The sequence below is a fragment of the Amycolatopsis umgeniensis genome, assembly GCF_014205155.1.
Classification (GTDB): domain Bacteria; phylum Actinomycetota; class Actinomycetes; order Mycobacteriales; family Pseudonocardiaceae; genus Amycolatopsis; species Amycolatopsis umgeniensis.
Window position 1 is genome coordinate 6,866,182 of the sequence record NZ_JACHMX010000001.1, and the last position, 26,224, is coordinate 6,892,405.

Annotated in this window: 18 protein-coding genes; 9 read left to right on the forward strand and 9 right to left on the reverse strand. The window is 68.5% G+C overall.

Annotated features, from left to right (window positions below):
• Window positions 1–12: 12 nt before the first annotated feature.
• Complete coding sequence (locus HDA45_RS31990) at window positions 13–1,776, forward strand: AMP-dependent synthetase/ligase (RefSeq protein ID WP_184901620.1); 1,764 nt, start codon at window positions 13–15, stop codon at window positions 1,774–1,776.
• Here the strand turns inward: HDA45_RS31990 and HDA45_RS31995 are convergent, their stop codons facing one another.
• Complete coding sequence (locus tag HDA45_RS31995) at window positions 1,777–2,556, reverse strand: isocitrate lyase/PEP mutase family protein (protein WP_184901622.1); 780 nt, start codon at window positions 2,554–2,556, stop codon at window positions 1,777–1,779.
• A gap of 53 nt (window positions 2,557–2,609) precedes the next feature.
• On the reverse strand, window positions 2,610–4,415 hold the full coding sequence (locus tag HDA45_RS32000; RefSeq protein ID WP_184901624.1) for a glycoside hydrolase family 76 protein: 1,806 nt from the start codon (window positions 4,413–4,415) through the stop codon (window positions 2,610–2,612).
• Window positions 4,416–4,587: 172 nt separating this feature from the next.
• Here HDA45_RS32000 and HDA45_RS32005 point away from each other — a divergent pair, with 172 nt between their 5' ends.
• Window positions 4,588–4,920, forward strand: coding sequence for an effector-associated constant component EACC1 (locus HDA45_RS32005; RefSeq protein ID WP_184901626.1), 333 nt, complete (start codon window positions 4,588–4,590; stop codon window positions 4,918–4,920).
• A 131-nt stretch (window positions 4,921–5,051) separates the two neighbouring features.
• The gene (locus HDA45_RS32010; RefSeq protein ID WP_184901628.1) at window positions 5,052–7,607 is read left to right on the forward strand and encodes an ABC transporter substrate-binding protein; all 2,556 of its coding nucleotides are present in this window, start codon (window positions 5,052–5,054) and stop codon (window positions 7,605–7,607) included.
• 6 nt (window positions 7,608–7,613) lie between these two features.
• Here HDA45_RS32010 and HDA45_RS32015 read toward each other — a convergent pair whose 3' ends face one another.
• Window positions 7,614–8,858 (reverse strand): PucR family transcriptional regulator, encoded by a 1,245-nt coding sequence (locus HDA45_RS32015; protein ID WP_184901630.1) that lies wholly within the window; start codon window positions 8,856–8,858, stop codon window positions 7,614–7,616.
• 89 nt (window positions 8,859–8,947) lie between these two features.
• Here HDA45_RS32015 and HDA45_RS32020 point away from each other — a divergent pair, with 89 nt between their 5' ends.
• The 3 genes from HDA45_RS32020 to HDA45_RS32030 are packed head-to-tail and all read left to right on the forward strand — an operon-like array spanning window position 8,948 to window position 12,179.
• Window positions 8,948–10,441 (forward strand): flavin-containing monooxygenase, encoded by a 1,494-nt coding sequence (locus HDA45_RS32020; protein WP_184901632.1) that lies wholly within the window; start codon window positions 8,948–8,950, stop codon window positions 10,439–10,441.
• The gene (locus tag HDA45_RS32025; protein WP_184901634.1) at window positions 10,438–11,337 is read left to right on the forward strand and encodes an alpha/beta fold hydrolase; all 900 of its coding nucleotides are present in this window, start codon (window positions 10,438–10,440) and stop codon (window positions 11,335–11,337) included. Before HDA45_RS32020 ends, HDA45_RS32025 begins: the two co-directional genes overlap by 4 nt.
• A complete protein-coding gene (locus HDA45_RS32030; protein WP_184901636.1) occupies window positions 11,334–12,179 on the forward strand; it encodes an SDR family NAD(P)-dependent oxidoreductase in 846 nt (281 codons plus the stop codon). The genes HDA45_RS32025 and HDA45_RS32030 overlap by 4 nt, the downstream gene beginning before the upstream one ends.
• On the opposite strand, the gene HDA45_RS32035 is transcribed toward HDA45_RS32030, so the two are convergent.
• From HDA45_RS32035 to HDA45_RS32045, 3 genes are all read right to left on the reverse strand, one after another.
• Window positions 12,176–12,820 carry a TetR/AcrR family transcriptional regulator gene (locus HDA45_RS32035; protein WP_343072203.1) on the reverse strand — a complete coding sequence of 215 codons (645 nt, stop codon included), beginning with the start codon at window positions 12,818–12,820 and terminating at the stop codon, window positions 12,176–12,178. The genes HDA45_RS32030 and HDA45_RS32035 overlap by 4 nt on opposite strands.
• A 141-nt stretch (window positions 12,821–12,961) precedes the next feature.
• Window positions 12,962–14,272: a lipase family protein gene (locus HDA45_RS32040; protein ID WP_184901640.1), complete on the reverse strand. Its 1,311-nt coding sequence runs from the start codon at window positions 14,270–14,272 to the stop codon at window positions 12,962–12,964.
• Window positions 14,273–14,367: 95 nt separating this feature from the next.
• Window positions 14,368–15,546, reverse strand: a complete 1,179-nt coding sequence (locus HDA45_RS32045) for an MFS transporter (RefSeq protein ID WP_184901642.1) — start codon at window positions 15,544–15,546, stop codon at window positions 14,368–14,370.
• A 54-nt stretch (window positions 15,547–15,600) separates the two neighbouring features.
• On the opposite strand from HDA45_RS32045, the gene HDA45_RS32050 reads away from it, so the two are divergent.
• Complete coding sequence (locus HDA45_RS32050; RefSeq protein WP_184901644.1) at window positions 15,601–16,350, forward strand: AraC family transcriptional regulator; 750 nt, start codon at window positions 15,601–15,603, stop codon at window positions 16,348–16,350.
• 90 nt (window positions 16,351–16,440) lie between these two features.
• Here HDA45_RS32050 and HDA45_RS32055 read toward each other — a convergent pair whose 3' ends face one another.
• On the reverse strand, window positions 16,441–17,598 hold the full coding sequence (locus tag HDA45_RS32055; RefSeq protein ID WP_184901646.1) for a Cys-Gln thioester bond-forming surface protein: 1,158 nt from the start codon (window positions 17,596–17,598) through the stop codon (window positions 16,441–16,443).
• 808 nt (window positions 17,599–18,406) lie between these two features.
• Between HDA45_RS32055 and HDA45_RS32060 the strand changes: the two genes are divergently transcribed.
• Window positions 18,407–20,497 carry a tetratricopeptide repeat protein gene (locus HDA45_RS32060; RefSeq protein ID WP_184901648.1) on the forward strand — a complete coding sequence of 697 codons (2,091 nt, stop codon included), beginning with the start codon at window positions 18,407–18,409 and terminating at the stop codon, window positions 20,495–20,497.
• A 320-nt stretch (window positions 20,498–20,817) separates the two neighbouring features.
• On the opposite strand, the gene HDA45_RS32065 is transcribed toward HDA45_RS32060, so the two are convergent.
• The gene (locus HDA45_RS32065; RefSeq protein ID WP_184901650.1) at window positions 20,818–22,026 is read right to left on the reverse strand and encodes a hypothetical protein; all 1,209 of its coding nucleotides are present in this window, start codon (window positions 22,024–22,026) and stop codon (window positions 20,818–20,820) included.
• 223 nt (window positions 22,027–22,249) lie between these two features.
• Here HDA45_RS32065 and HDA45_RS32070 point away from each other — a divergent pair, with 223 nt between their 5' ends.
• Complete coding sequence (locus HDA45_RS32070) at window positions 22,250–25,273, forward strand: BTAD domain-containing putative transcriptional regulator (RefSeq protein ID WP_184901652.1); 3,024 nt, start codon at window positions 22,250–22,252, stop codon at window positions 25,271–25,273.
• A gap of 616 nt (window positions 25,274–25,889) precedes the next feature.
• Here HDA45_RS32070 and HDA45_RS32075 read toward each other — a convergent pair.
• The gene (locus HDA45_RS32075; RefSeq protein ID WP_184901655.1) at window positions 25,890–26,204 is read right to left on the reverse strand and encodes a helix-turn-helix domain-containing protein; all 315 of its coding nucleotides are present in this window, start codon (window positions 26,202–26,204) and stop codon (window positions 25,890–25,892) included.
• Between the last annotated feature and the right edge of the window lie 20 nt (window positions 26,205–26,224).

The following is a 26,224-nucleotide window of genomic DNA, read 5'->3' on the forward strand; positions in this document are numbered from 1 at the left end:
TCGGGAGAGCGGATGGGCGTCGGCGCGGCCGAACTACGGGAGATTTCCAGTCTGTGTCACGTTTTCCAGCGCACGGTCGCGGAGTCCGGCGACGTCGTCGCGCTGCGGACACCGGACGACGCGGTGTCGCTGACCTGGCGGCAGTACGGCGAACGGGTGCGCCGGCTGGCCGCCGGGCTGCACGCGCTCGGCGTCCGGCGCGGGGACACCGTGGCGCTGATGCTGACCAACCGGCCCGAGTTCCACCTGGTCGACGTGGCCGCGATCCATCTGGGCGCGATCCCGTTCTCGATCTACAACACCAGTTCCGCCGAGCAGATCGAGTACCTGTTCGCGAACGCGGGCAACCGGATCGTGGTCTGCGAGGAGCGGTTTCTCCCACTGGTGAGGGATGTGGACCGCGTCGTCTGCGTGGACGGCGCTCCCGAGGGCGCGATTTCCTTCGCGGAGCTGGAAAACGCCGGGTCGCCGGAGTTCGATTTCGACGCCGCGTGGCAAGCCGTGGGTCCTGACGATGTGCTGACGCTGATCTACACCTCCGGCACCACCGGGCCGCCGAAGGGCGTCGAACTCACCCATCGCAACCTCACCTACAGCATGGGCGCGGCGCTGGAATCGCCCGACATCGCCGACGCCGTCCACAAGGGACGCGTGCTTTCGTTCCTGCCGGACGCGCATCTGGCCAACCGGTATTTCGCGCACTATTTCCCGATCGTCTCGGCGGCGACGGTCACCTGCGTCGCGGACCCCAAGGCCGTGGTGGCCACGTTGCCCGCCGTCCGGCCGACGGTGTTCCTCGGCGTGCCCATGCTCTGGTACAAGATCAAGGCGGGAATCGAGCAGGCCCTCGCGGCGCAAACCGGCCTCCGGCGGACGATCGCGGACTGGGCGCTCGCCGTCGGACTGTCCACAGTGCACAGTCCGGGCAAGGGCTCGCGATGGCGGCACCGGCTGGCGCGGCGGCTCGTCCTCGACAAGGTGCTCGCCGGGGTGGGCCTGGACGCCTGCGTGATCCCGATCAGCGGCGCCGCTCCGATCGCGGTGGACACACTGGACTTCCTGATGGCCGTCGGCCTGCCGATCTGCGAGGGCTGGGCGATGTCGGAGACCTCGGTCCACGGCACGATCAACCCGCGTCACGCGATCCGGCCGGGCACGGTCGGTGTGGCCCAGTACGGCGCGGAGCTGCGGCTGGCCGGGGACGGGGAGTTGCTGATGCGCAGCCCCGCCCTGATGCGCGGCTACCGGAACGACCCCGAGCGGACGGCCGAGGCGATCGACGCCGACGGCTGGCTGCACACGGGCGACATCGCCACCATCGACGAGGACGGTTACGTGTCCATCGTGGATCGCAAGAAGGAACTGATCATCAACGCGGCGGGCAAGAACATGTCGCCCTCCAACATCGAGAACGCGCTCAAGTCGGCGGGTGCGCTGATCGGTTCGGCCGTCGCGATCGGCGACCGGCGACCCTGTGTGGTCGCCCTGATCACCCTCGACCCGGACGCGGCCGCCGCCTTCGCCGAGCGTCACGGGCTCCCGGCCGATCCCGCCGCCCTCGCCGGGAACGCGATCGTCCGTCAGGAAGTCGCCGCCGTGGTCGAACGGGCCAACGGCAGGCTCTCGCGCGTCGAACAGGTGAAGGACTTCACCATCCTGCCGGTCTGCTGGGAGCCGGGTGGCGTCGAACTGACCCCGACGATGAAACTGAAGCGGGCGGCGATCGCGGAGGCCTACGCCACCGAGATCGCCGCCCTGTACCGGCCTCGGGGGTGATCAGTTCAGCTTGCGCATGTCGGCGGGCAGGCCGCCGCCGGCGTAGACGTCCTCGGCGAGCTTCGCCAGCGCGGTGAGCGCGACGTTCTGGGCGAACGGCCCGTAGGAGACCCGGGAGACGCCGAGTGACTGCGCCGTCGCCAGCGGGATCGAGCCCGGGACGCCGATCAGGTTCACCTTGCGCTCGCCCAGTGCCTCGACCAGCCGCCCGACCTGGGTCTCGTCGAGTTTGCCGGGCACGAAGAAGTTCGACGCGCCGGCGTCCAGGTACGCGCGGCCCCGGGTGATCGCCTCGGCCAGCACCTCCTCGGGGTCACGGTCGCCCGCCCTGAGGAAGGCGTCGGTGCGGGCGTTGAGCACGAAGTCGACACCCGCGGACTGAGCGGCGGCGACCGCGGCCTCGACGGCCTTGACGGACTCGTCCAGCGGCTTCATCTGGTCTTCGAGGTTGCAGCCGACCGCGCCGACCTCGATCGCGCGGGCGACCGTGCCGCCCGGGTCGCCGTAGCCCGCTTCCAGGTCCGCGGTGACCGGCAGATCGCCCGCCGTCCGGACGATCAGGGCGACCTCGGCGATCATCTCGTCGCGGGGGATCACCTCGCCGTCGGGATAGCCGCGGGCGGCGGCGATGCCGTGGCTCGGGGTGGCGAGCGCCTGGGTGCCGGGTGTTTCGGCGACGACCTTCGCGGTGATCGCGTCCCAGACGTTGACGACGAGCAGCAGTTCGGGGGCGGCGTGCAGCTCCTGCAGCCGGGTGGCCTTCTCGGCGATGGAAACCATGCCTTCAATCTAGAGGTTGCGAGGGGGTGGGCGGGGGACGCGGCGGCAGGCGCTCAAGAAGCCGCGGTGAGCGCCCCGAGCCCGCTCGCCTGGGTCCGCCAGTCGACCTGGTTCGGCGACCCGCCCGCCCAGCGTTGCCCGATCCGGTTCAGCGGGTCGCGATCGGACGCCCAGAGCGAGTCGGCCTGCCGTCGCGCGAAGTCGCGGTAGACCGACGAATTCGTCGCGTTCGCCAAGTCGGCGAGGAAGCGCATGAAGATACCCTTGAACTGCTTTTGGTTGTCGTCACAGGAGTTCTGCCCGACGTCGCAGGATTCGGTGAGCACGCCGTTCCTGGTCAGCACCGGGCCGGTCACCGCGGCGTCGGCCAGCCGCCGGGCGGCGTCGAGCCAGCGGGTTTCGCCGGTGGCACGCCAGACCTCGACGAGACCGCCGATGCCGAGACCCTGGTTGTACGTCCAGACAGTCTGGCCGTTGTTGCGGCAATCGCGGGTCAGACCGTCGTTGACCAGTCCGTTCGCGTTGACCATCCCGCTGCCGAGGTACCAGTCCGCCGCGGTCCGGGATCGTTGCAACCACAGCGAATCACCCGGTGTCCGGCGGTGCACGGAAGCCGCGAGCCGCAGGTACAGACCACTGGTGACAGCGTTCTTGTACGTCCGTTCCCGATCCCACCAGACGCCACCGCCGCAGGAACCCGTGTCCCAGTACCGGTGGACGTAGGCGGCGATCGTGGTCGCCATCGAGAGGTACCGCGGATCGCCGGTGTGGTCGTAGGCGGCCACCCACGCCAACCCCCACCAGGCGCTGTCGTCGATGGCGCGGCTCTCGAAATTCCCTTCGATGGCATCGGAACCGCGCTCACCGGCGGGGAAAACGCCGCGGTTCCGCTCGAAGGTGCGCGCGATGACCCAGTCGTGGCGGCGATCCCCGTGGTCGATGACCGCCGTCAGCGTCGCCGCCGAGTTCCACCAGCTGCTCGGCCACCAGCCCGGATACGGATCATAGGAGTAGAGGAGCGCGTCGGCCGCCGCCTGTGCGCGCGTCGGTGCCGGGCGCGCCCACGCCGTACAGGATCCTTCCTGGTGCCCGGCTTCCCGGCCGCAGGCACGGACGGCACCGCCGTGGTGGCGGCCACGGGGATCGCGGGTCGCGAACAACACCGTCCCACCGGTACTCGCGCCCGCGGCGACCTGCGTGCGGCCGAGCGATGAACCGCCCGCCCAGCTCGCTCCGGCGTCCCACGAGCGATCCAGCCAGATCTCGTCGCCCCGCGCACCGGATTCGATGGTGCCCCAGGCCATCGCGTTCCGGTCGACGTGCAGGCGGATCGTGCGCCCGAACAACGTCGTCGCGGGAACCGGCTGGGTGTCGCCGTTCGCCTGGGTCGTGCCGTCGCAGACGACATCGCAGACCGTCGGGTGAATCCATTCGGTACAGGCGACCCCGGCGGCGTCCCCGCACGCGCGGATCAGGCCGCGCCGGTGCTCGCCGGGATCGGTCACGTTGTACATCAAGGTTCTCGTGCCGGTCCAAGAGCCGGGAATGATCGCTTTGCCCAGCAACCCTTCCCAAGTCGCGCCGCCGTCCCAAGACCGGTCGAGCCAGACCGAATCCCCGGCGGAGCCGCGATCGATGCTGCCCCAGGCCATCCCGTCGGCGTCGGAGACGTGCAGCCGGACCTGGCGCCCGTTGAGCGCTTTGTCCGGAACCGGGAACGTGTCTTGCTGTGCGTGAGAAGGGTCGAGCGTGTCGCAGGAGAGCACGCAGACCGCCGCCGCGGAAGTGACCGGTTCCGCCGCCGGTACGGGAATCGCTGTCAGGATCAGGGAAAGCGCGAGATGGAGCAGCGGTGACATCGTTGTCCGCCCTCGGGATCGGCCAAGCACCGGATCTGGGACGGCTTTCATGATCCGGGTTTGATCACCGACCGGTCAACGGGGACCACCGGTCAGATCACGGGACAGAATTCCTGTTACGCGCCGAGGCCAGGACACGATGTCTAGGGATGTCACTTCGAGTGGAGGTCCCGTGGAGCTGACGATCAACGCCGCAGGCGACGAACAAGCGCTGAAAGAGTTCTGCGACTGGCTGCGCGCCGACGCCGACGTGCTCCGGTCCGCGACGATCAGCACCGCGGAGTCGCCGGACTTGGTCCACCTGGGGGCGTTCGAGGCCATCTTCATGTCCATCGGCTCCTTGACCGGGCTGGCCAACCTCGGCATCGCGTGGGGTAATTTTCTCCACTCCCGCAAGGAAACACCCCCGTTCACCATCACGATCGAGGGTGCCCTGACCGGCGAACAACGTGCCATGCTCCGGAACCTGGACCTCCCGCTGGCCCGTCCGGAAGACGTCGAGTGACCGCCGATCGTCCACTGTGGATGGCTGTCGAGGCGTGTCACCGGATCAGGGGATGGAGGTCTCTCGATCGGGTAGCCGGGCGCTGCCTACTCTCGGTTCGCCAGTGAACCGACAGTCCCGGAGGTCCGCCCGTGCCGGAGAGGCCCGACACCGCGGCCACGCTGACCCATCAGGCGGCCAGGCTCGCCGGATCGGATCCCGCGCTGGCCCGTGAACTGCTGGGCGCCGCGCTCGCGAAGGACTACGACTACGAACCCGCGTGGCGCTGGCTCGCCGACCTGGTCACCGACGACGGCGAACGGAAGTTCTGCCTCGACAGGGCGTACGCGATCAAGGTCGACTCGGCGACCGCCCGGGCCCGCAAGGCGCTGGCCGCCGTGCCGCCCGCGCCACCCGCCGAGATCGCCGACCTGATCGACCCGTCGCCACCCGCCATGCCCGCTCCCGGCCGTCGCCGGACCGCGCGCTGGGTCGCGATGGGCGCGGCCGCGGTCGTCCTGTTCTCGGTGCTCGGGGTGTGGTCGGTGGCGGGTGACGATCGCGGCGAGCCGGTCCAGATCGCGCTGGTGGCGGGGATGACCGGATCCAACGCCGTGGCCGCTTCGCATATGGAGCGCGCGGTGCGCATGCATCTCGACACCGTGAACGCCGCGGGTGGGGTCGACGGGCATCCGGTGGAACTGCTCGTCCACGACGACGAGGACACCGTGGACAAGGCGGTCGACATCGCGCGGCGGATCGTCCACGAGAACAAGGCGATGTTCGTCATCGGGCACGCCGGCAGCGAGACCGCGCTCGCGGCGGCGCCGATCTACCAGCGGGCCAGGATCCCGGCCATCACCCCGTCCGCGGGCGCGTCGCGGATCACCGACGGCAGCGACTGGTACTTCCGCAGCATGTTCGGGAACCGGACCCAGAGCGACTTCCTCTCCGTCTACATCTCGCGTGTCCTGGGCTCGGCCACCGCGGCCGTCGTCCACGAGGAGGACGAGGACGGCCGATCCGGCAGGGAGACGTTCCTGGAGTCGTTCGGCGAGTTCGGCCGGGTGACCGCCGATCTGCCGATCGCGCTGGGGGCGGAATCGCGCGCGGCGTCGGTGCGGGCCGCGGTCGCCGAGCTCGGGACCCACGATCCGGGTGAGCCGATCCTGCTCGCCGTCAAGGAAAAGAGCGGCCTCGAGCTGGTGGAAGCGCTGCGTTCCGCCGGTGTCACGGCGCCCATCGTCGGGGTCTCGGCGCTGAGTTCGCGTACCTTTCACGCCTCACTGGTCGAAGCGGAACGGAAGCACGGCCGTCCGGGTTCGCTCACCGGGAACCTGTTCATGGGGACGCCGATGGCCCACGACTCGCTGTCCGGCACCGCCCAGGTCTGGGCCGACGCCTACGAGCGCCGCTACGGGGAACGCCCGCAATGGCAGGCCGCGACGGCCAGGCAGGCCGTCAACGTCGGCTTGCACGCGATGCAGACCGGCGGTCTCGACTTCGACGAGGAACACCGCGAGCGGGACCGCGTGCGCGTGCGCGACACGATGGCGTCGTTGAAGGACAAGAAGAACTCCTTTCCCGCGCTGCTGGGACCCCTGTATTTCACGGCGAACGGGTCGGCGCAGATGGCGGTGTCCGTCGTGACCAGCGACGGGGCCCGGTTCGTCTCGGCGCCGACGCAGTTCACGATCCACGAGCCGCTGACCGAGGAAGCCTTGAAGGCCGACGTGGCAGAGGGGAACGTCATCGCGGTCAAGAACCGGTATCTGAGCCGCCGTCAGGTGGTGGCCACCGGGATCAACTTCAACGAGATCCGCGAGCTGGACACCGCGGCGGGCACCTACTTCGTCGACTTCTTCGTCTGGTTGAAGTACGCCGGCAGCCATGGCGCGGCCGACGTGCAGTTCATCAACGCGGTCCGCCCCGATCTGGCGCTCGGGGAGCCTTTGCGTGATGTCACCGAGAACGGGCGCACCTATCGCCTGTACCGGGTCGCCGACCGGTTCAAGAGCGGCCTGGAGTTCCGAGACTTCCCCTTCGACCGCCAGCGGCTCACCGTCCTGCTGCAGAACCGGACGCAGACCGCCGACCAGGTGTCGTACGTGACCGACAAGGAGATCCTCGACCAGGATCCCCGGGTCTACCTGCGCAGTGGCGCCGACGCGACCGCCGACATCAACCAGGTCCCGAACTGGGTCGCCTCGTCGGTCCGGTTCTACCGGCAGACCGTCGGCAGCAGCGACGCGCTGGGCGACGGCCAGTCCACGGGAGCCGCGGCCGGCATCCACTACAGCCAATACGCGGGCGAGATCGAGCTCAAACGCGACACGCTGCCGTTCCTGATCAAGAACCTGCTGCCGCTGGTCCTGCTGATCAGCGTCACGTTCCTGTGCCTGTTCTTCAAACCGGCCGACGACAGGGCGGCCGTGTCGATGGGCGTCACCGCGATCCTGAGCACCGCGGTCCTGCTCAACAACGTGACCTCCCAACTTCCCTCGGTCAGCTACATCGTGGCCCTGGAATGGGGGTACTACTCGTTCATCCTGCTCGCCGGGATCTGCGTCCTGATCACCATGCTGCGCAAACGTCTCGCGGTGACGAAACGTGACAACGCCGAACTGGCCCTGAGCCGAGCCGCCCGCATCGGGTACCCCGTCTACCTCCTGGCGGTCGTGCTCTGTTTCGCGGTCGTCTACGGGTGAGGTCGGTCACGCGCCGCTTCCCAGCCACCGCAACGTTTCCAGTGCGACAGCCACGTCCACCGCGTTCTCCGCCAACGGCCGCGGGAGCAGTTCGTCGGCCCGCGCCAGCCGCCGGACGACGGTGTTCCGGTGGGTGTAGAGCCGCTCCGCGGTCCGTGTCGTGTTGCCCAGTTCGTGCACGTAGGCCCGGACGGTCTCGCGGGTTTCGGCGTCGGCGTGCCGGAGTTCGCCGAGGGTGTCGGCGACGAACTCGCTCGCCTGCGCCAGATCGCCGGTGAGCAACGCGAGCAGCTGGATGTCCTGGTAGCGCGCGATCTGCTGCGGTGAGGTGAGCCGGGCGAGCATCCGCTGGGTGGCGGCGGCGTCCAGATGGCTGCGGCGGAAGCCGTCGATGCCGCTGCCGGGCCGTCCCAAGGCCACCCGGACGTCGGGGTGGGGCGCGAGGTCTTCGGCGAGCCGGTCCGCTCGCGGCGGGGTCCGGCCGGGCAGCCACACCCACAGGGCGGCGGCGCTGGCGACCACGGTCAGGCGGTGCGAAGCGCCGCTGGCCCGCATGAGCGTCTCGGCGGCGGTTTCGAGCTGCTGGGACGACGGCGTGACCGAGCCGCTCCAGACGATCGCGGCCGTATGCGGACCGGCGAGCGGGTAGCCCAGTTGCGCCTCGGCCCGCGAACGGCTGATGGGAGCGCCTTCCAGCAGCAGTGTGACCGTGGCGCGCCGTTCGGCGTGGGCGCCGCGGGTCAGTTCCGTGCGTTCGGCGGCCATCCGTTCGGACACCGCGGCGACGGTGTCCTCGATGAACGTGGTGATCGAAAGCGACGAGACGTCCAGCAGCTCGCGGAGCAGGACAGGGTCCGACGTGAGGTCGAAACAGATCTCGATCCACCGCCGCCAGGCCACCCCCTGCGCCCGCCGGTAGGCGTCGAGACCGCCGGAGTCGAAGCCGCGCCGGACCATGTCGCGGGCGCCTTCGAGCACTTCCTGGTTCAGGTTGGCGGAGACCCGCTTGCCGGGGTGCTGCACGTTGGCGGCCGCCCAGTGCAGCAGATTCGCCAGATTCGCGCGCTTCGTCCCCTCGGTGAGGACGGGGTCCTCGGCGACCGCGCGCATGCTGCCGCCGCCGAGCGAAGCTTCGTGCAGCTCCTCGATCCATTCGGCGCGCGGATGCAGGACGATCTCCGCGCCACGCCGGAAGAGATCGTGCGCCCCGGGGGACAGGGTCGGCCACCGCGCTGCGGCACTTTGCACCATGGGTCCATGATGATGGTGCAGATAGTGCTAGCGCAATTCCCCGGCGGACCCGCATCGTAAGGGGAACCGAGACGAGGCTGGAGTACCGCATGACGACGAGCACACCCGTCGAGCACCTCGACGTGGTCATCATCGGTGCCGGGATTTCCGGGATCGGGGCCGCGCGCTACCTGAAGACCGAGCATCCGGGCAAGAAGTTCGCCGTCCTGGAGGCCCGCGGCGCGTCCGGCGGCACCTGGGACCTGTTCCGCTACCCCGGCATCCGGTCGGACTCCGACCTCCACACCTTCGGCTACGAGTTCAAGCCGTGGCGGGACAAGCAGTCCATCGCCGACGCGCCCCGGATCCTGTCGTACCTGCGCGAGACGGTCACCGAGAACGGCCTCGAGCCCAGCATCCGCTACCACCACAAGCTGCTCTCGGCCGCCTGGTCGAGTGACGAGGCCCGGTGGCTGCTGGAGATCGAGCGGACCGACACCGGTGAGCGCACGCAGCTCAGCGCGGGCTGGGTGTTCAACGCCGGCGGCTACTACCGCTACGACGAGGGCTTCACCCCGGACTTCGAGGGCCGCGACCGCTTCACCGGCACGATCGTGCACCCGCAGCACTGGCCGGAGGACCTCGACTACGCGGGCAAGCGCGTCCTCGTGATCGGCAGCGGCGCCACCGCGGTCACCCTGATCCCGGCGATGGCGGGGACCGCGGCGCACGTGACGATGCTCCAGCGCACCCCGACCTACGTCATGCCGGTGCCGCGCGAGGACAAGATCGCCAACGGCCTGCGCAAGATCCTCGGCGACGAGCGCGCCTACTCGCTCACCCGCCGCAAGAACATCCGCAAGGGGCTCGCGGTCTGGCAGTTCTGCCAGAAGTTCCCCAAGCTCGCCCGCTCGCTCATCCGCTACGTCAACAAGAAGCAGCTCCCCAAGGGCTATCCGGTCGACGAGCACTTCAACCCGCCGTACGACCCGTGGGACCAGCGGCTGTGCGCGGTGCCCGGTGGCGACCTGTTCGCCGCCATCCGCAAGGGCAAGGCCGATGTCGTCACCGACAAGATCGCGACCTTCACCGAAAAGGGTGTGCTGCTCGAATCCGGACGCGAGCTGGAGGCGGATGTCGTCATCACCGCCACCGGCCTGAACCTCCAGGTGTTCGGCGGGGCGAAGCTCAGCGTCGACGGCAAACCGGTGATCCTGCCGGAAACCGTGGCGTACAAGGGAATGATGCTTTCGGACGTGCCGAACGCCGCTTTCGCGATCGGCTACACGAACTCGTCGTGGACGCTCAAGATCGGCCTGCTGTGCGAGCACTTCTGCCGTCTGCTGGCGCATATGGACACCCACGGCTACGACGTCTGCCGTCCCGTCCTCGCCGATCCGGACATGCCCACGAAGCCGTTCCTGGACTTCGCCGCCGGGTACGTGCAGCGCGCGCTCGACCAGCTCCCGCGCCAGGGCGACCGCATGCCGTGGCTGACCTCGATGAGCTATCACTCGGACATCAAGCTGCTGCGCGCGGACGACATCACCGACCCCGAGCTGCACTTCTCCCGTGCGAAGGTCCGGGAAGCGGTGAGCTCGTGACCGACAGCTTCGCCGACCTGCCCGGCGGCCCGCGGATCTGCTACCGCGAAGACGGGCCCGCCGACGGGGTACCGCTGGTGCTGATCGCCGGGCTCGGCCTGGATCTCACGTCGTGGCCGCGGGAAATGATCGACGGTTTCACCCGCCGCGGCTTCCGCGTCATCCGGTTCGACAACCGGGACGCGGGCTGCTCGGACCGGATCAAGGCGCCGAATCCCGGCAAACTCAGGCAGTTGCTGGCCCGGCCGCTGCCGGACGCGTACGACCTGGGGGACATGGCGGCGGACACCGTCGGCCTGCTGGACCACCTGGGCATCGAGAAGACACACCTGGTCGGCATGTCGATGGGCGGCATGATCGCCCAGACGGTCGCGGCCAGGAACCCCGGCCGGGTCCTGTCGCTGACGTCGATCTTCTCCACCACCGGACATCGCCGGGTCGGGCAGCCCGCCCGGTCGACGTTGCTGCGCATGGCGAGGCGTCCCGCGCGGACGGTCGAGGAATCGGTGGTCGGACATCTGGCGATGATGGGCCACCTCGGCTCGTCCACGTTCCCGCTGGACAAGGACGTCGAGACGGCCTGGGCCACCGGCCTGTGGGAACGCGCCGGAGGCAGGCGGGCCCGCAGCGGCATCGCCCGCCAGATCGGCGCGATCCAGGCCAGCGGTGACCGCACCGCCGAACTCGGCCGCGTCACCTGCCCGACCGTCGTGGTCCACGGGGACACCGACCGCATGGTCCACCACAGCGGCGGGCGCGCGACCGCGAAGGCCGTGCACGGTGCCCGCTATGTGGAAATCCCAGGGATGGGCCACCACATCGCTCCGGACCTCGTCGGCCAGCTCGTCGAGCTGACCGCCGAACTGGCACTCGATCCGGCAGGAGAATCCCGATGAGCAGCGTTCGCGGCAAGGTCGCCGTCGTCACCGGCGCCGGTTCCGGCATCGGCCGTCAGCTCGCGCTGGAACTCGCGCGGCGCGGCGCCCGGCTCGCGGTGTCCGATGTGGACGAAACCGGGCTGGCCGAGACGGTCGCCGAGGTCAAGGCCCTCGGCGCGGAAGTGCAGGGTGCCACGCTGGACGTCAGCGACCGGGCGGCCGTGCTGGAGTACGCGACCACGGTCGCCGCGCAGTTCGGTGTGGTGCACCAGATCTACAACAACGCGGGGATCGCCGGTGGCGGGCAGACCGTCCTCGACGCCGAGTGGGAGCTCTACGACCGCACGCTCGCGGTCAACCTCTTCGGTGTCATCAACGGCACCAAGGCCTTCCTGCCGCATCTGATCGACTCCGGCGACGGCCAGGTCGTCAACGTCTCCAGCCTCAACGGGTTCATGGCCCAGCCGACGCTCAGCGCCTACTGCGCCAGCAAGTTCGGTGTCCGCGGCTTCACCGAAGCCTTGCGTACCGAGATGATCGCGGGCAAGCATCCGGTGCGGGTGACGGTCGTCCATCCCGGCGGGGTCAAAACCGGTATCGCCTCGGCGGCGCTGAAGGAGGCCGAGGCCCGCGGCATCGAGCCCACCGCCGAACAGCTCGAACGCGTCCGGCTGTACAACGAAAAGCTGCTGAAGATGCCCGCCGATCAGGCCGCCCGCATCATCGTCGACGGGGTCGAGGCCGGGAAACCGCGCGTGCTCGTCGGAAACGACGCGAAACTGGTCGACAGGCTCGTCCGGCTGCTCCCGCGCCGCTACCCGAAGCTGATCGTCGGCTTCGAGCGGCGCCTCGGCAGCTAGGCATCCACGCTCCGGTGCCCGAACAAGCCGAGCAGCCAGGTGTAGCGGACGGCTTCGCGTGCTTGGCCGTAGGCGTCCTCGGTGCCGTTCCAGATGGCCTGCGTGATCAGTTCGATGGTGGCGGCGACGACCGTCCGCGCGGTGAACGGCGGCGGTGACGGCAGCGCGGGATCGTTGGCACGCAGCCATTTCGCTGTCTGATCGAATACGGCTTCCCCGGCGCGCAGGGTCCTCTCCCGCGCTTCGAGCCCCGCGTCGCCGAGCGCGTAGATCTCCAGCAGCGCGGCGCGGACGGCGGTGGGTCGGCGGCGCACGTAGTCGACGAGGAAGTCACAGCAGGCGGCGACGGCTTCCAGCGGAGTCGCGGCCTCGGCACCCGCGGCGACACCCTGGGCGATGAACTCGGTGGTGATCTCGCGGTAAGCGGCGAGGAACGCGTCCTGCTTGTCGGTGAACTGTTCGTAGAACGAGGTCTTCGAGACGCCCGCGGTGGCGGTGATGTGGCCGATGGTGGTGGCGACGTAGCCGCGCTTTCCGGTGTTCTCGAGTACCGCGTCGATCAGCCGCGCCCGCTGGGTTCCGGCGACCTCGTCACGGCTGAGGTTGTGCGGCCCCTTCGGCAGCTTGCGGTGCTCGGTCACGTGCAGCACCGTACAGGTCCAGACAACCGTGAAGGCCTCCTTCCCTACCTGGAATCCAGTTTGCGCGCGCAGCGCGTCCGTGGAGGGCGGCGGCGGGGGCATGGATGGAGTAGGGAAGGAGGCCTTCACGGACCATCGCGGTCAGCTGACCGGCACCTCCGGGGCGAGCGAGTTGCCGGGCGCGATCTTCCCGCAGGTCGACGGCGCGGGCTTGCCCGCGAACCGGTCGTTGAGCCAGCCGATGGCCTGCGGCGCCCAGGCGACGGCCGCCCCGACGTGGCTCAGCGTGTTGTACTGGTCGTACTTGATCGACTTGTTGCCGGTGTCGCAGTACTGCCGGGCGAGCGAGCGCACGTCGCCGGCGACCATCACGCCGTCGCCGGTCCCGATCCCCGGCGGGTTACCGAAAGTGCCTTCCACGACGCCGTTGTTGCCCTGCGCGATGTAACCGGGCACGGTGGGCGTCGGCGCGGAACCGAGGTTGATCTTGTTCACGGCCTCGACGTACGGCAGCACCTTGTTCGGGTTGGTGTACTCGGGCTTGACGAACTTCTCCCACGTCAGCCCGGGATAGCGGCCGAGCGCGTCGGCGATCGACGCCTTTTCCATGTCCTTGAGCACCTTCAGGCCGTAAGAATTCGCGTACGGCTTGAGATCGATCTCAAACGAACGCGAGACTCCGATGAGGGCCATCGGAATGACGCCTGTCCAGGCGATGCTCCCGTTGACGTACTTGAGATTGTGCGACGGTTTGACGAGCACTCCGCCTTCGGTGAATCCGACGAGATTCTTGTTGACCTCGGGCGCGTAAGTCGGCGCGAGCGCGGCGGCCCAGCCGGTCGCGATGGCACCACCCGAATAGCCGATGAGACCGAATTTGGTCTTGTCGTTCAGTCCCGTTTCCGGCGCCCGCGTCGCGGCGCGGACCGAATCCAGGGTGTTCGTCCCGTATTCCGGGCCTGCCGCGAAGTTCGCCTTCTGGCCCTCGGTGTCGGGAATGACGACGTTGTAGCCCAGCAACAGCGCGGGTGCGACGAACAGCGCCTCGGCGTTGGCGATCAGGCCACCGAACGAGACGCCACCGGCGATCGCCCTCGACGGCCCGTGCTCGGGATTGAGCGAGTCGTAGAACGATTGGTACGAAACGGCTTTGGTGCTGTCGCCGGTGAGGCTGCGCACCACGGAAGTGACGTTGGCGGACGGTTTCCCCAACGCGTCGGTGGTCCGGTAGAGCAATTGGGTCACCTTGAGCGGCGTGGGAATGCCGATCACGTGGTAATTCAGCGTCCGGGTCTTCAAGACTGTCCCGGGGCTGTACGAAGACAGCGGTTCGCTGCCGTTGTAGCTGTAGAAAGGATCGGTCGCGGGGGCGGCGGAGGCGGCGGGCGCGGCGGCGAAAGTGACGACGAGAGCGATCGCGACGGCCAGCAGGCGGGCGGGCTTTCGGGTCATGACTCCCCTTTGAATCATGAAGTGGATCACGTTGTGGATGTTCGGAACCTACCAGCCGGTAACTGATGATGTACAGAGGCGTACACCATCTATTGTCACGACTTTGACATCGCCGCCCGGCGAGGCGTTCCGATTTGGACGGAGCACGGCTCCGACAGGGTCCGGGTTGTGATCCAGCACAAAAACGGCAGTGCGATCAACGGGACTAACGCCGTCCGCAACGAGGTGTGGTCGGCGATCGTGCCGAGGACGGGGCTCGCGAGGCCGCCGATGCTGACGGTCAGGCCGAGGGTGACGCCGCTGGCGGTGCCGACCCGACGGGGGAGGTAGTCCTGGGCGAGCGTGATCTGCAGGGAGAACGGGATGTACAGGCCCACGGCGGCCAGCAGGACGAACGGGAAGAAGGCCGGGCCCGGTGTGAACACCACCCCGGCGACGGCGGCGATGGTGCCCAGGTAGGACCGGCGCACCACAGTGACTCGGTCTCGGCGTCCGGCCAGCCTGCTGCCCAGCAGAGTGCCTCCCGCCCCGCCGAGGTAGAGCAGGAACAGTGCGGCGCTGCCCGTGGTCGTGCCGCCTCCGGCCCGCTGCTGGGCGTAGAGCGAGACGAACGTGCTCAGCCCGACGAAGACGATCGAGCGGAACACGACGGCCAGCGACAGCTTCGTGAACGACCTCCAGTCGTCGACGCCCGCGACGTCCACTGCCGCGCCGCTGTCGCGGGCTTTCGTGGCGAGCGCGCGCAGCACGGGCAGGCAGAGCACGGAGCCCGCCAGTGCGGGCAGTACGAGCAGTGGTGACATCCGGAGCCCGCCGAGGGCCATGACCGCGGTGACGAGCACGGGAGCGGCGGCGAATCCGATGTTGCCGCCGAGGGAGAACCAGCCCATGGCCGTATGCCTGCCGCCACCGGCGATCCTCGCGACCCGCGCGGCCTCGGGGTGGTAGGCGGCCACCCCGATCCCCGACAAGGCGACGAAGGCGAGCGTCAGCGCGTAGGAATCGACGAGTCCGCCGAGGCCGATGCCGACACCGCCGAGGATCGTGCTCGACGGGAGAAGCCAGGGCATCGCCCATCGGTCGGTCAGCGCGCCGAACAACGGCTGCGCCACCGACGAGAGCAGGGACGCGGCGAGCACGATGCCCGAAACCGCCGCGTATCCGTAGGCGCGTTCGGCGGCGAAGAACGGCACGAGCGCGGCCACCGAACCCTGGTACACGTCCACGCACGCGTGTCCGGCCGACAACAGGACGATCGCTTTGTTCCTGGGCACCCCGTCATGCTCGCCGTGGACGGCCGTGTCGCGCTTCCGATAAAATGACAACCAATGACGGAAATCCGCCACCTGCCCGCGGCGCCGACCCAGGTCCGCTCCCTGGCCTCCGGCGCGACCATCGACGCACACCGCCACGACGACCACCAGGTCGTCTACGCCGCCCGTGGCGTACTGGCCATCACCACCGACAGCGGCTCCTGGGTCGCCCCGGCCACCAGGGCCATCTGGGTGCCCGCCGGGACCGTGCACGCCCATCAGGCGCACGGCGACCTCGAACTCCGTCTGGTCGGCCTGCCCGCCACCGAGAACCCGTTGCGGCTGAACGAACCGAGCGTGCTGGCCGTCGGCCCGCTCCTGCGCGAGCTGATCCGCGCCTACACCGACCCGCCGCACGACGACGGCCCGGAACGCCGCCGGCTGCGCGCGGTCCTGCTCGATCAGCTTCGCGCCTCACCGCAGCAACCCCTGTACCTGCCGACGCCGGATGATCCGCGGCTGCGGGAGCTGTGCGAGATCCTGAGCGCCGATCCGGCAGACAGCCGGACGTTGGCCGCCCTCGGTGCCCGGGTCGGGGCGAGCGATCGCACCCTGGCCCGGCTCTTCAAGGCCGACCTCGGCATGACCTTCCCGCAATGGCGCACCCAGCTGCGGCTCTACCGCGCGCTGGTCCTCCTGGCCGAGAACACCCCGGTGACCGCGGTGGCGCATGCCTGCGGCTGGTCGTCCACCAGCGCGTTCATCGACGTCTTCCGCCGCGCCTTCGGGCATACGCCGGGCACGCACTTCAGCCCGGGCTCGTGAGTGGCGTCTCGGGTTCTGGCGGAGCGGCATTCGCCCAAGACAAAGCGGGGCCGGTCCACAGTGGACCGGCCCCGCTTTCGGTTCGTCTGCTTACGCCTGGCTACGGCGACGACGCACCAGCAGCACCATCAGCACACCCGCGCCGAGGAGCGAGCCGCCGATGACCAGCGGCAGGGTCGCCGAGGCACCGGTGTTCGCCAGCTCGTCGCCGCCACCCGACTCGGCTCCACCGGGCGTGGTGGGGGCCGGGGTCTCGGTGGCGGGCGCGCCGCCCTGCTTCCAGCTCGCGGTCGCGTTCGCGGTGACCGAGGTCTTCTCGGAGTCCGCCACGATCAGCGACTGGGCGGGGACCTTGGCGTAGTTCTCGCCCACGAAGAGACGGCCGGTGTCGAGGTGGCCGCTCACCTTCAGCGAGAACGAGCCGTCGCCGTCCTTGGCGTCCTTGGGGACGTCGACGAAGACCTTGGTGCCGTCCTTGATGGCGGCGGCCTTGATCTCCTTGCCGTCGGCGTCAACGACCTTGACACCCTCGGGCAGCTTGCTGGTCAGCTCGGTGATGTCACCGGTGGTGGCCACGCTGAACGGGCCGATCTTGCTGCCGGTCGCACCGGAGGCCTTGGCCGGGCCGATGTCGAGGGTCGGCTTCGGCTGCGCGCTGATGCCGACGTTGTCCTTGCCGGTGAGGTAGTCGTAGAGGGCGAGCACGTCGGCCGACGCATCGGCGTTGCCGTCCATCAGCGGCTTCTCGCGGTCGAAGTCCTTGCCGTCGCTGAAGTGCCAGACGGCCGCCTGGGTCGCGGTGACGGCCTCACCGGTCGACAGTCCGCCCTTGAACTTGACCCCGCTCTTGCCGAGCGTGCCCTCGATGGCCTTCACGCCGACCGCCGGGTAGCCGTGGTGCAGCACCCAGTTGATCTTCGAGTTGTTCTTGTTGAACGGCGACGAGGCGTCCGGGTACTTGTTCCACGGGCGCTCGATCATGTCCTGATCGGTCCGCATGTTGACCTCGATCTGGACGCAGTACATCTTGAGCTTGCTGCCGTCGGAGAGCTTCAGCTCGAACAGCTCCGGGACGTAGTGCTTGGGGTCCCCGAAGTTGACGCTGTAGCCCCGCTCGCCGGCCTTGTCGATGACCCGGCCCCGCGCCGCGCCGTCCTCGGCGAGGGCGGTCGGAGCGGCCATCGTCATCGCGACGGCCGCGGCGGCGACCGCGATCCCGCCGCGAACCAGAACTGACCTGCCGTGCATGTGTCTCCCATCCGATACGGACCACGAATGCCAGTGCCGCGTGCGACCACAGGCCCCGACCGCAACGGCTCGCCCACATGGGGGATCAGTAATCCCATCGAGCGAGAGCGGAGCATACAGAGGTCATACACTCGGCTACCCCGGGGTACGGGCGATGTCCGAATTGCCCCGAAAGAAGAGTGAACGCCGAGAGAATGATCTTGGGCGAGTAGATGACCTCGAGGGGCGGGCGCCTCGTAGTGCCAGGTCGGCGGCCAGGGGGTCGTCCGGGCATTCCGCCCGAAGATCACTCGAAATCGATAATCCGTCCCGGCATGTCCGGCGACGGATTCGGAATCGATCGCGGTAGCATTTTTTATCGATTGACATCCGGCTCGGCGCAGCCGTGGATTGCGCGCATTCGTGAGCGCGGCGTGCGGAGTTGGGGGACGGTGTCGGATGTCACAGTGCGTGGTGACGCCGCCCATCCTCCCGCGTTCAGGTGTCGGCGTCGCTTCCGTATGCCGGAATTCTTGGTTCTTTCGGGTAGATCTGCCTGCCGTGCAGGGGAAAGCTCCCGTCGGCGAGGTAAACAGAGAGGTTCGAGGATTTGTCGGAAGTTCTCGGATGAGGCGTGAGTGTGCGGCACGAGGTGGTTCCGCGTCCGGGTACTGTGTGCACAACAAAATAGGCCCGTGCGGGGGAATCACGAGCATGCGATCTTCGGCGATCAATTCACGATTGCGCTGGAAATGTCATTGTTTCATCGGTCGTGAAGAATTGCGGCGACACGATTCGGGCTCGAATTGCCACCGGTCGGAGTACCCCCATGGGAGATGATCTCGGCACGGCGGCCGCCGAGAGACCGTCCCCCGGTGCCCCGATCCCCCGGCAGTTGCCCCCGACCCCCGCGCATTTCACCAGCAGGACCGCCGAACTCGCGGCGCTCGACTCGGCCGCCGACGGCGAAGACGACGACTCGGTCGATCAGCTGCCCGCGGTGACCGTGGTGGTCGGCCCCGGGGGAGTCGGCAAGACCGCGCTCGCCGTCACCTGGGCCGTCCGGAACGCCGGACGTTTCCCGGAGGGGCAGCTGTACGCGGATCTGCGCGGGTTCTCCCCGGAGACAGCCGTCCCGCCCGAGGACGCCCTCGGAGCGTTCCTGCGGGCCCTTGGCGTCCCTCCCGAGCGGGTGCCGGTCGAGCTGGCCGAGCAGGCGGCGCTGTTCCGGACCACCACGGCGGGGATGCGCCTGTTGCTGGTGGTGGACAACGCGATCTCGGCCGCCCAGGTCAGGCCGTTGATCCCGGCGTCGTCGGGCTGCGTCGTGGTGGTCACCAGCAGATTGAGGCTGGACGGCCTGCACGCGGAGGGCGCGAGGTTCGTCGACATGGCGCCCCTGCCCCAGGAACACGCGGTCGAGCTGCTGATGCGATCGGTGGGGGAGTCGAGGGTGGCCGACGAGCTGCCCGACGTCACGACCTTGGCCGCTTTGTGCGGGCGGCTGCCGATCGCGCTCCGGGTGGCCGGCGCGAGATTGGCGTCGCGGCCGAAGTGGCCGGTGGCCAGGATGGTGGCAGAGCTCCGGGACGAACGAGTGCGGTTGACGAGGCTGTCACCGGTGGGCGAGGCGTCGTTGACGGCCACTTTCGATTCGTCGTATTCGGCGCTGCCACCCCACGCCGCCCGGCTCTACCGGCTCCTGAGCGAGCACCCGGGACTGACGGTCGAAGTGGGAGCGGCCGCCGCCGCGGTCCGGGTTTCCGACGACGAGGCCGCGAACGGGCTCCAGGTGCTGGCGGACGCCAGCCTCCTCGAGGAGATCGGCGAGGACGGCTACCGCTTCCACGATCTGGTGCGGCTGCACGCGCGGGCGCTGCCCGACGACGAACGGTTCGAAGTCGTCCCCAGGATCGCGGACTGGTATCTGCACCGGATGACCCGGGCGAACCTGGTGGTGATCCCGATGCGCTGGCGGGTGAGCACTGTCCGCGCCAGGTATGAGGACTCACCGCCGTTGTTCACCACGGGCGCCGAGGCCCTTCGCTGGCTGGACGACCGGCTGCAGGACATCGTCAAGGTGCTGGAAGAGACGTTCGCACTGCGGCACGACGACCTGACCTGGCAACTGTGCGAAGCGCTCTGGGAACTGTTTCTCCATCGCAAGCACTATCAGTGGTGGCTCCGGACGCACGAGACAGGTATCGCCGCGGCACGCCGGTGCGGCGAAGCGGTGGCCGAAGCGCGGCTGCGCTGTCAACTGGCTCGCGCCTACCTCGATCTGGGCCGGTTCGAAGCCGCGGAAAGCGAATGCCTGCAAGCGGCTGAGCTGGCCAGAGGGGCCGGAAGCCGGCACAACGAGTCCGTGGCACTGGACCAGCTCGGCATGGCGGCCCAAGGACGCGGCGACTTCGACCGGGCGGTCGAGTTCTTCGGCGAAAGCCTGGTGATCGAAGGGGAACTCGGGATCGATCGCGGCGTCGCCCTGCGGCATCGCCGGATCGGCGAGGCCTTGCTGCAGGCAGGCCGGACCACCGACGCCGCCCGGCACTTGAATCTCGCGCGAGAGATGTTCGAGGAGATGGGCGACGCGAAGGCCGGGGCCCGGGTCGCCGTCGTGCTGGCCCGGATCGACACGCTGGCAGGCGAGGTCACCGCGGCGAAGCGAAGACTGGAGCACGCCGCCGCGGTGTTCGCCGAGTCAGGTTCGGCCGGGTACCAGGCCGATGTGCTGATCGTCTTCGCCGAGGTCGCCGAGCGTGAAGGTGACCTCGACGCGGCCCGCGGTCAGCTGGCCGAGGCACTGGAACTGCTGCGGACGGTCGGAGGAGCGCAGCTGGAACTGGTCCGATCCCGGCTGCTCGCCTTGGACGCCGATCGCGATCGTGCCGAGCAGCCGGAGCCTTCGGCGGGTGAGTAGCCAAAGGTAGGCGCCCGCGCCCGCCGGTCCGGCGGATCCGCACCGGACGAGGGCCACGTCTCCCGAGCGGTCGCCGACCAGGCAGCGCCCGCCGGAACACGCGACGGCGACGACCGTGAGACCGGGCAACCGGTCCAGGTCGCTCGCGATCAAGGCTCGGGCGTCCGCGAGCCGGCACGGTCCGGAATGGACCAGCACGTCGGCGAGGGACGCGCGGATGCCGTCGCCTGCCGTGGACAGAAGGAACGAGCTCCCTTCGATGTCGAAGCGATGGCTCCCGGTGTGAGGCGGACAAAGGACACGCAGACGTGCTCCCGAGATCAGCACGGCAGCACCTCCGCCATCGGCACCGGGGACACCGGAACAGCCCGCGCGGGTTCGGTCAAACCGAGTAGCCGGTACATCTCGGTGCGCAAGATCGCCCCCGCCCTGCCTTGCCGGGAAGAAAGCAACGCGCGGACCCGGTCGGCCGGCACCGCGGACTCCGCATCGCTCAGCTGAGGCACGAGAGGACGGCCGGGATCCCATTTCGGCGCGTGCTCGGCGATGACCGCGCTGGGGGTGCCGGGCAGCAACGGCTGGGTGCCGTCCACGGCCAGGAGCACCGGTTTGCCGATGCCCGACGCGTAACCGGTCACGGAGCCGTAGTCGCCGATGACGTGATCAGCGGCGATCAAGGCGGCCCGCCAGCTTCCTTCCGGGCGCAGGAGGGTGAGCCCGGACCGCAGACCGTCGGCCAGCCACGCGCGAACCTGCCAAACACCGTGGTGCGACCAGATCTGGGGGTGCAGGACGCCGAGTACCCGGAACCGCCCGGGCGGGAGCTCGCGGATGACCCGGTCGAACAGGTCGTGGTGACGCCCGAAGGCCGAGCGGTCGGACCACGTCGAGGTGACCACCACCAGGCGCCGGTCGTCGGAGACGCCGAGACCCCGCCGGTAGTGGTCGCGAAAGGGGAGGCTGGCCGTGAGCCGGTCCAGGGCGATGTCACCCGCGACGACGGCGGCGGGGACGGCGCGGGGGCAGGTTTCGGCGAGGACGTCCCTCTCGCGGTCGTGGACGAGCACGATCGAGTCGGCGCGCACCCGCCCTTCCCGCATCAGCTGACCCGCTTCGAGCCCGATCTGGGGACGCCAGCCGTCGCCGGCGCCAGGGGGGCGCCACGGGCGGTACTGGCCGAACCCGCCGCCGTGCGGGATCAGGAGCACCGGCCCGGTGACTTCGTCGATGCCACGCTGACTGGCGGCGAGAACGAGGTCGTATTCGCCGCGCCGGGCCTGGGCCCAGGGCAGGACGATTCCGCCCTGTGCCGCCACGAAATCGTGCGTGGCACGCCAGGACTCCCATTCCGGCGAGGTGAAGATGACCTGGAGGCGCGAGTCGGCCTCCAGCAGGGGCAGCAGATCGAGCAGCCGGTTTCCGGCGACGATGTGCGGGATCATCACCAGCACGGATTTGACGCCCGTGCGTGTCGCCAAATGCCGGTCCGGACTTCCCACCGGACTACGGACCCACGTCAACTCGGTCATGACTCTTCCCCTCGCTCGATCTCCGGTATCCGTAGTCAGCGTGGGAGTGCACGTGAAGAAATCGGCTTCACGCCGTGGTCAGTTCCTTGACAATCGATCAACGGTGATCGCCGAAGTTTGACAATAATGGTGATGACCTGGCCTTATGTGCCGCCGGGTGGAAAAATGATCCGGCGGGACAGGGGTGGCGAACCGGGGTTCGCCATGGGGAAGGGGCGCACTCGTGGAAATCGCATTCGGAATTCTCGGGCAAACGGCCATGCTTCTGCACGGGAATGTGGACGTGAACTGGGCAGGCCCGCGGCCGAGACAGGTGCTGACCGCGTTGCTGACCGCGCCGAACCGGCGGATGCCGTTGGACGTCGTCGTGGACTGGGTGTGGGAAGAGCACGAAGGGGCGCCCTTGGACGCCCGCTCGACACTGCATCAGAACGCGGCGAAGTTACGGCAGGCGTTCCACGAAAAATCCTTGCCCGCGCAGGTGAGTGTCGGTAAAGGAGGCTGTCTTCTCGAGGTCGACCCGGGACTGATCGATCACGTCCGGTTCCAGGCCACGATGGACAGGGCCCGTCGATTCCGCGAACTCGGGCAGCACGACCGCGCGTTGATCGAAGCGCTGTCCGCCGTGCGATTGTCGCGGGACGACGCCTTGGCCGATCTGCGGACCGAACGCGCCGACGGATGGCGTACCCGATGGGTCCGCAGCGAGTGGATTCCGGCGAATGCGTTCGTCGTCGCGGAACAAATGGCGACCGGACAGGCCGATGCCGCGGTACGGAAACTGACGGAACTCGAACAGGCGCATCCGATGGAGTTGAGCTTCGCGAAATTGAGAATTCGCGCGCTGGCCGAGGCCGATCAACCCGCCGAAGCCGCCGACTTCTTCCGGGCGGCTCACGCCCGTTACCGGGAAGCGGGGGAGACAAGGGCGGCACAAGAACTGCGAACCGTCAACGAGGAAGTGCTCATCCGGCCGGATCGGGCGATTCCGCGGCGAAGCCGGGTCATTCCCGATTCTTCCGAGCCGCCGGACCAGGTGATCCGGCATTTGCCGCCGGACATCGACGACATCGCGGGAAGGGCCGAGTTGATCGCCCTGCTCGACGCCTGCACGACCGATTCGGCGGGTGCGCCGCGGCGCGGCGTCGTGGTGGTGAACGGTGGGCCCGGAGTCGGGAAGACGACCTTGGTGGCCAAATGGGCCCATCGCGCCGAACGACGTCACCGGCACGGTGCGGTCATGCTGGATCTTCGCGGTGACAGCCAGGCCGCGCGGGCCGACGCGGGAGAGATCGTCGACACTTTGTTGTCGTTGCTCGACTTTCCGGTCGATCAGGTGGTCAACCCCATCGCGCGCGCGGCCAAACTGACCACACTGCTCGCCCGGCGTTCGATGCTCGTGATCCTCGACAACGTGCGCAGTACCGATCAGGTCGCCCCGTTGCTGGGTGTCCTGTCGTCGTGCACGGTGCTGATCGTTTCGCGGTGGCGTCTGAAGTCCTTGTCGGCGAAGCTGACCCCGCCGGTGATCACGGTCGCTCCTCTCGAGGACGGCTATTCCTCGTCCCTGCTGGCCCGGCGAATCGGCCCCCGCGCGCGAGACGATGCGGAGGGCGTCGAAGAGCTGGTGCGGTTGTGCGGAGGCAACCCGCTGGCACTGACCCTGGTGGCCGAACGCGCGGTCTCGCGCGCGGGCACCAGGATGCGGACCTTGGCGAGCCAGTTGCGCGCGGCCGAAATGCTGCTGGACCTCGGTGACGAGGGCGACTGGCCGGGGACGAGCCTGCGGTCCGCCTTCACCCTGTCCTATCAAGCGCTTCGACCCGCCGAACAGCGGGTGTTCGCACTGATCGGCCTGCACCCGAGCGCCGAATTGACCGGCGACGCGATCGCCGCGGCGGACGGTCGTCCGGTGCCGGAAGTACGGCGTTCGCTCGATGTGCTGGTCGCCGCTCATCTGATCGAGCACCCCGCCGACCTCGACCGCTATCGCGTGCACGATCTTCTGCACCTCTACGCCGCGTCTCTGGCAGCTCGACTGTCCGATGTGGACCTCGCGCGGCGGAAGATGTTCGAGTACTCGCTGCGGATGGTCGTCGACGCGTACCGGCTGCAGTTCCCGCACAAGAACCTGCTGAACCTGCCTCCGATGGTGCCGGCGGCGCCGACGCCGGGATTCCGCACCGTCGCCGAAGCGCGGCAATGGGTACTGCGGGAAAGGAGCTCACTGATGGCGATCATCGCGGCGTCGGAGGGCGTCCTGAACGGTATCTCGTGCGCTCTCCCCACGATGACAACGGAATTCTTCATGCTGCAAGGACGTTTCCCCGACGCGGTCGAGGGGTTGACCATCGCCGTCCGCGCGGCGGCGGCACAGGGCGACGTGGACTCGTTGGCTTCGTGCCTGAACGATCTGGCGGTCGTGCACATGCTGATCGGTGCCGACGACGCGGCCGAGGAGTGTCTGCTGCGCGCACTCGAACTGGCCGACGCCCACGGGATGGCGGTCGGCGGCGCGACGGTCCGGTTGAATCTCGCCCGCGTGCATCTTCATGCCGGTCGCGCGGCCGAAGCGGTCGAGAGGTACCGGAAGGTGCTCCCGTCCGTTCGTGAACTGGGCGAGCCGATGTTGTGCGCCGTCGCGGAACGCCGGTTCGCCGACGCGCTGGTCGAGATGGGCGGCCACGACGAAGAGGCGCTCGGTCTGTATCGGGAGGCTCTGCGGCGCGGACGCGAGGCTTGCGACGCCACCGAACTCATGCTGACGCACATCGCACTCGGGACGCTGCTGGTCCAGCTCGGCAGGCTTGCCGAAGCGTCCGCGGAATGCGATGCGGCGACGGCTTTGGCCGGGGCTGGCCCGCTCCCGGCGGTGATGAAACTCAAGACCCTTCTCGCTCGGTTGCGGCACGCCGAAGGCGACGATCGGGCGGCGTTACGGCACGCGCATCGGGCGGTCGATCTGGCGAACCGGTCGCAGCACGCGACCGGGCAAGCGCGTGCTTTGTCCGTTTTGGCCCTGATTGTCTGCGATCACGGCAACCCCGACGACGCGCGGAAGCTGTGGCGGGAGGCCGCGGAGCTGTTCCGCGGCCGGGCGCGGACAGCGAAGGCCGAAGCGATCGAGACGCGGCTGGCCGAACTGGACGCGCGTGGGTCGCTCATCCCGGCGGCACGTGAAGGCGAGGGGGACACCGTGGCGATGCCCTCGCCGCATCTCCGGATCCTTCGCGCGAACCGCGTTTGACACTCGCGGGGCGCAATAGCGTACCGGTGAGTAGTCACTGAAAGGTGTATTCTCGACCGGTTGTTCGCTACTCGGGGTCGTTCTTCGGGGTGGCTTGTACATCCGTCGGTGTTGAATCTTTTTCGTGAATTAGGCCGATTCCGCGACTACCGAAGAGTAGATTCAAGGATGACGCGTTTGGTGGGGCCGACGGCCGCTCGTGGGTGGCTTGTGTCGCCAGTACCCCCGGGGTCGGAAACTTGCGCGAACGCAGAGAGAAACCCCATGTCAAACCTTCGTGTGGGGTGGCACTGAAGACTGACGCACGGAAGTGTGATGGGCCGTCACGGGGCTCTCTGAGAGTGGTTGTAAGCTGCCCCTCGTCTCAAGCGAGATCATCCGGTCAAAGCCTGCTCAATACGTGAAAGAGCGCTTCGTAAGCTTAAAGATGCGACCTGATCTTGCTGAGTCGACTCACGATAGCGGACATGAGAAGGAGCAGTCGACCGTGAACGGACTCGACATTTGGATTGTGTACGCAGCGTGATGATGGAAATCATTCGCTGTGCGTAGGATCTAGGTTCTCCGGGTGTGGCGCTCGCCCGGAGAACCGACCTCGAACTGTCGGTCAGGGTGGCTACTGTCGTCCTCGAGGGCGGAGGTCGACACCTTCCGCGAGCAGGATCCGGCGGGTCTGGTTGTAGCTCATGCCGTGGATGTCCGCCAGCTGCCGGATGCTCCTGCCTGCCAGGTAGGCGTTGACGAGACCTGGCGGCGTGGGTGGGAGCTGGATCTTCGGAGGTCGCAGGGTGACAGCGGAGGCCAGTAAAATGGTTCGTACCTTTTGGTAACTCAGTCCATAGCGCTGAGCCAGGCTCTGGATCGTCGCGCCGTCGTTGTAGAGACGGACGAGCTCGGCCGGTTCGCCCGCGTTGTCGTCGTTCTCGGTCACCGGATCATCGCCGCCCGCAC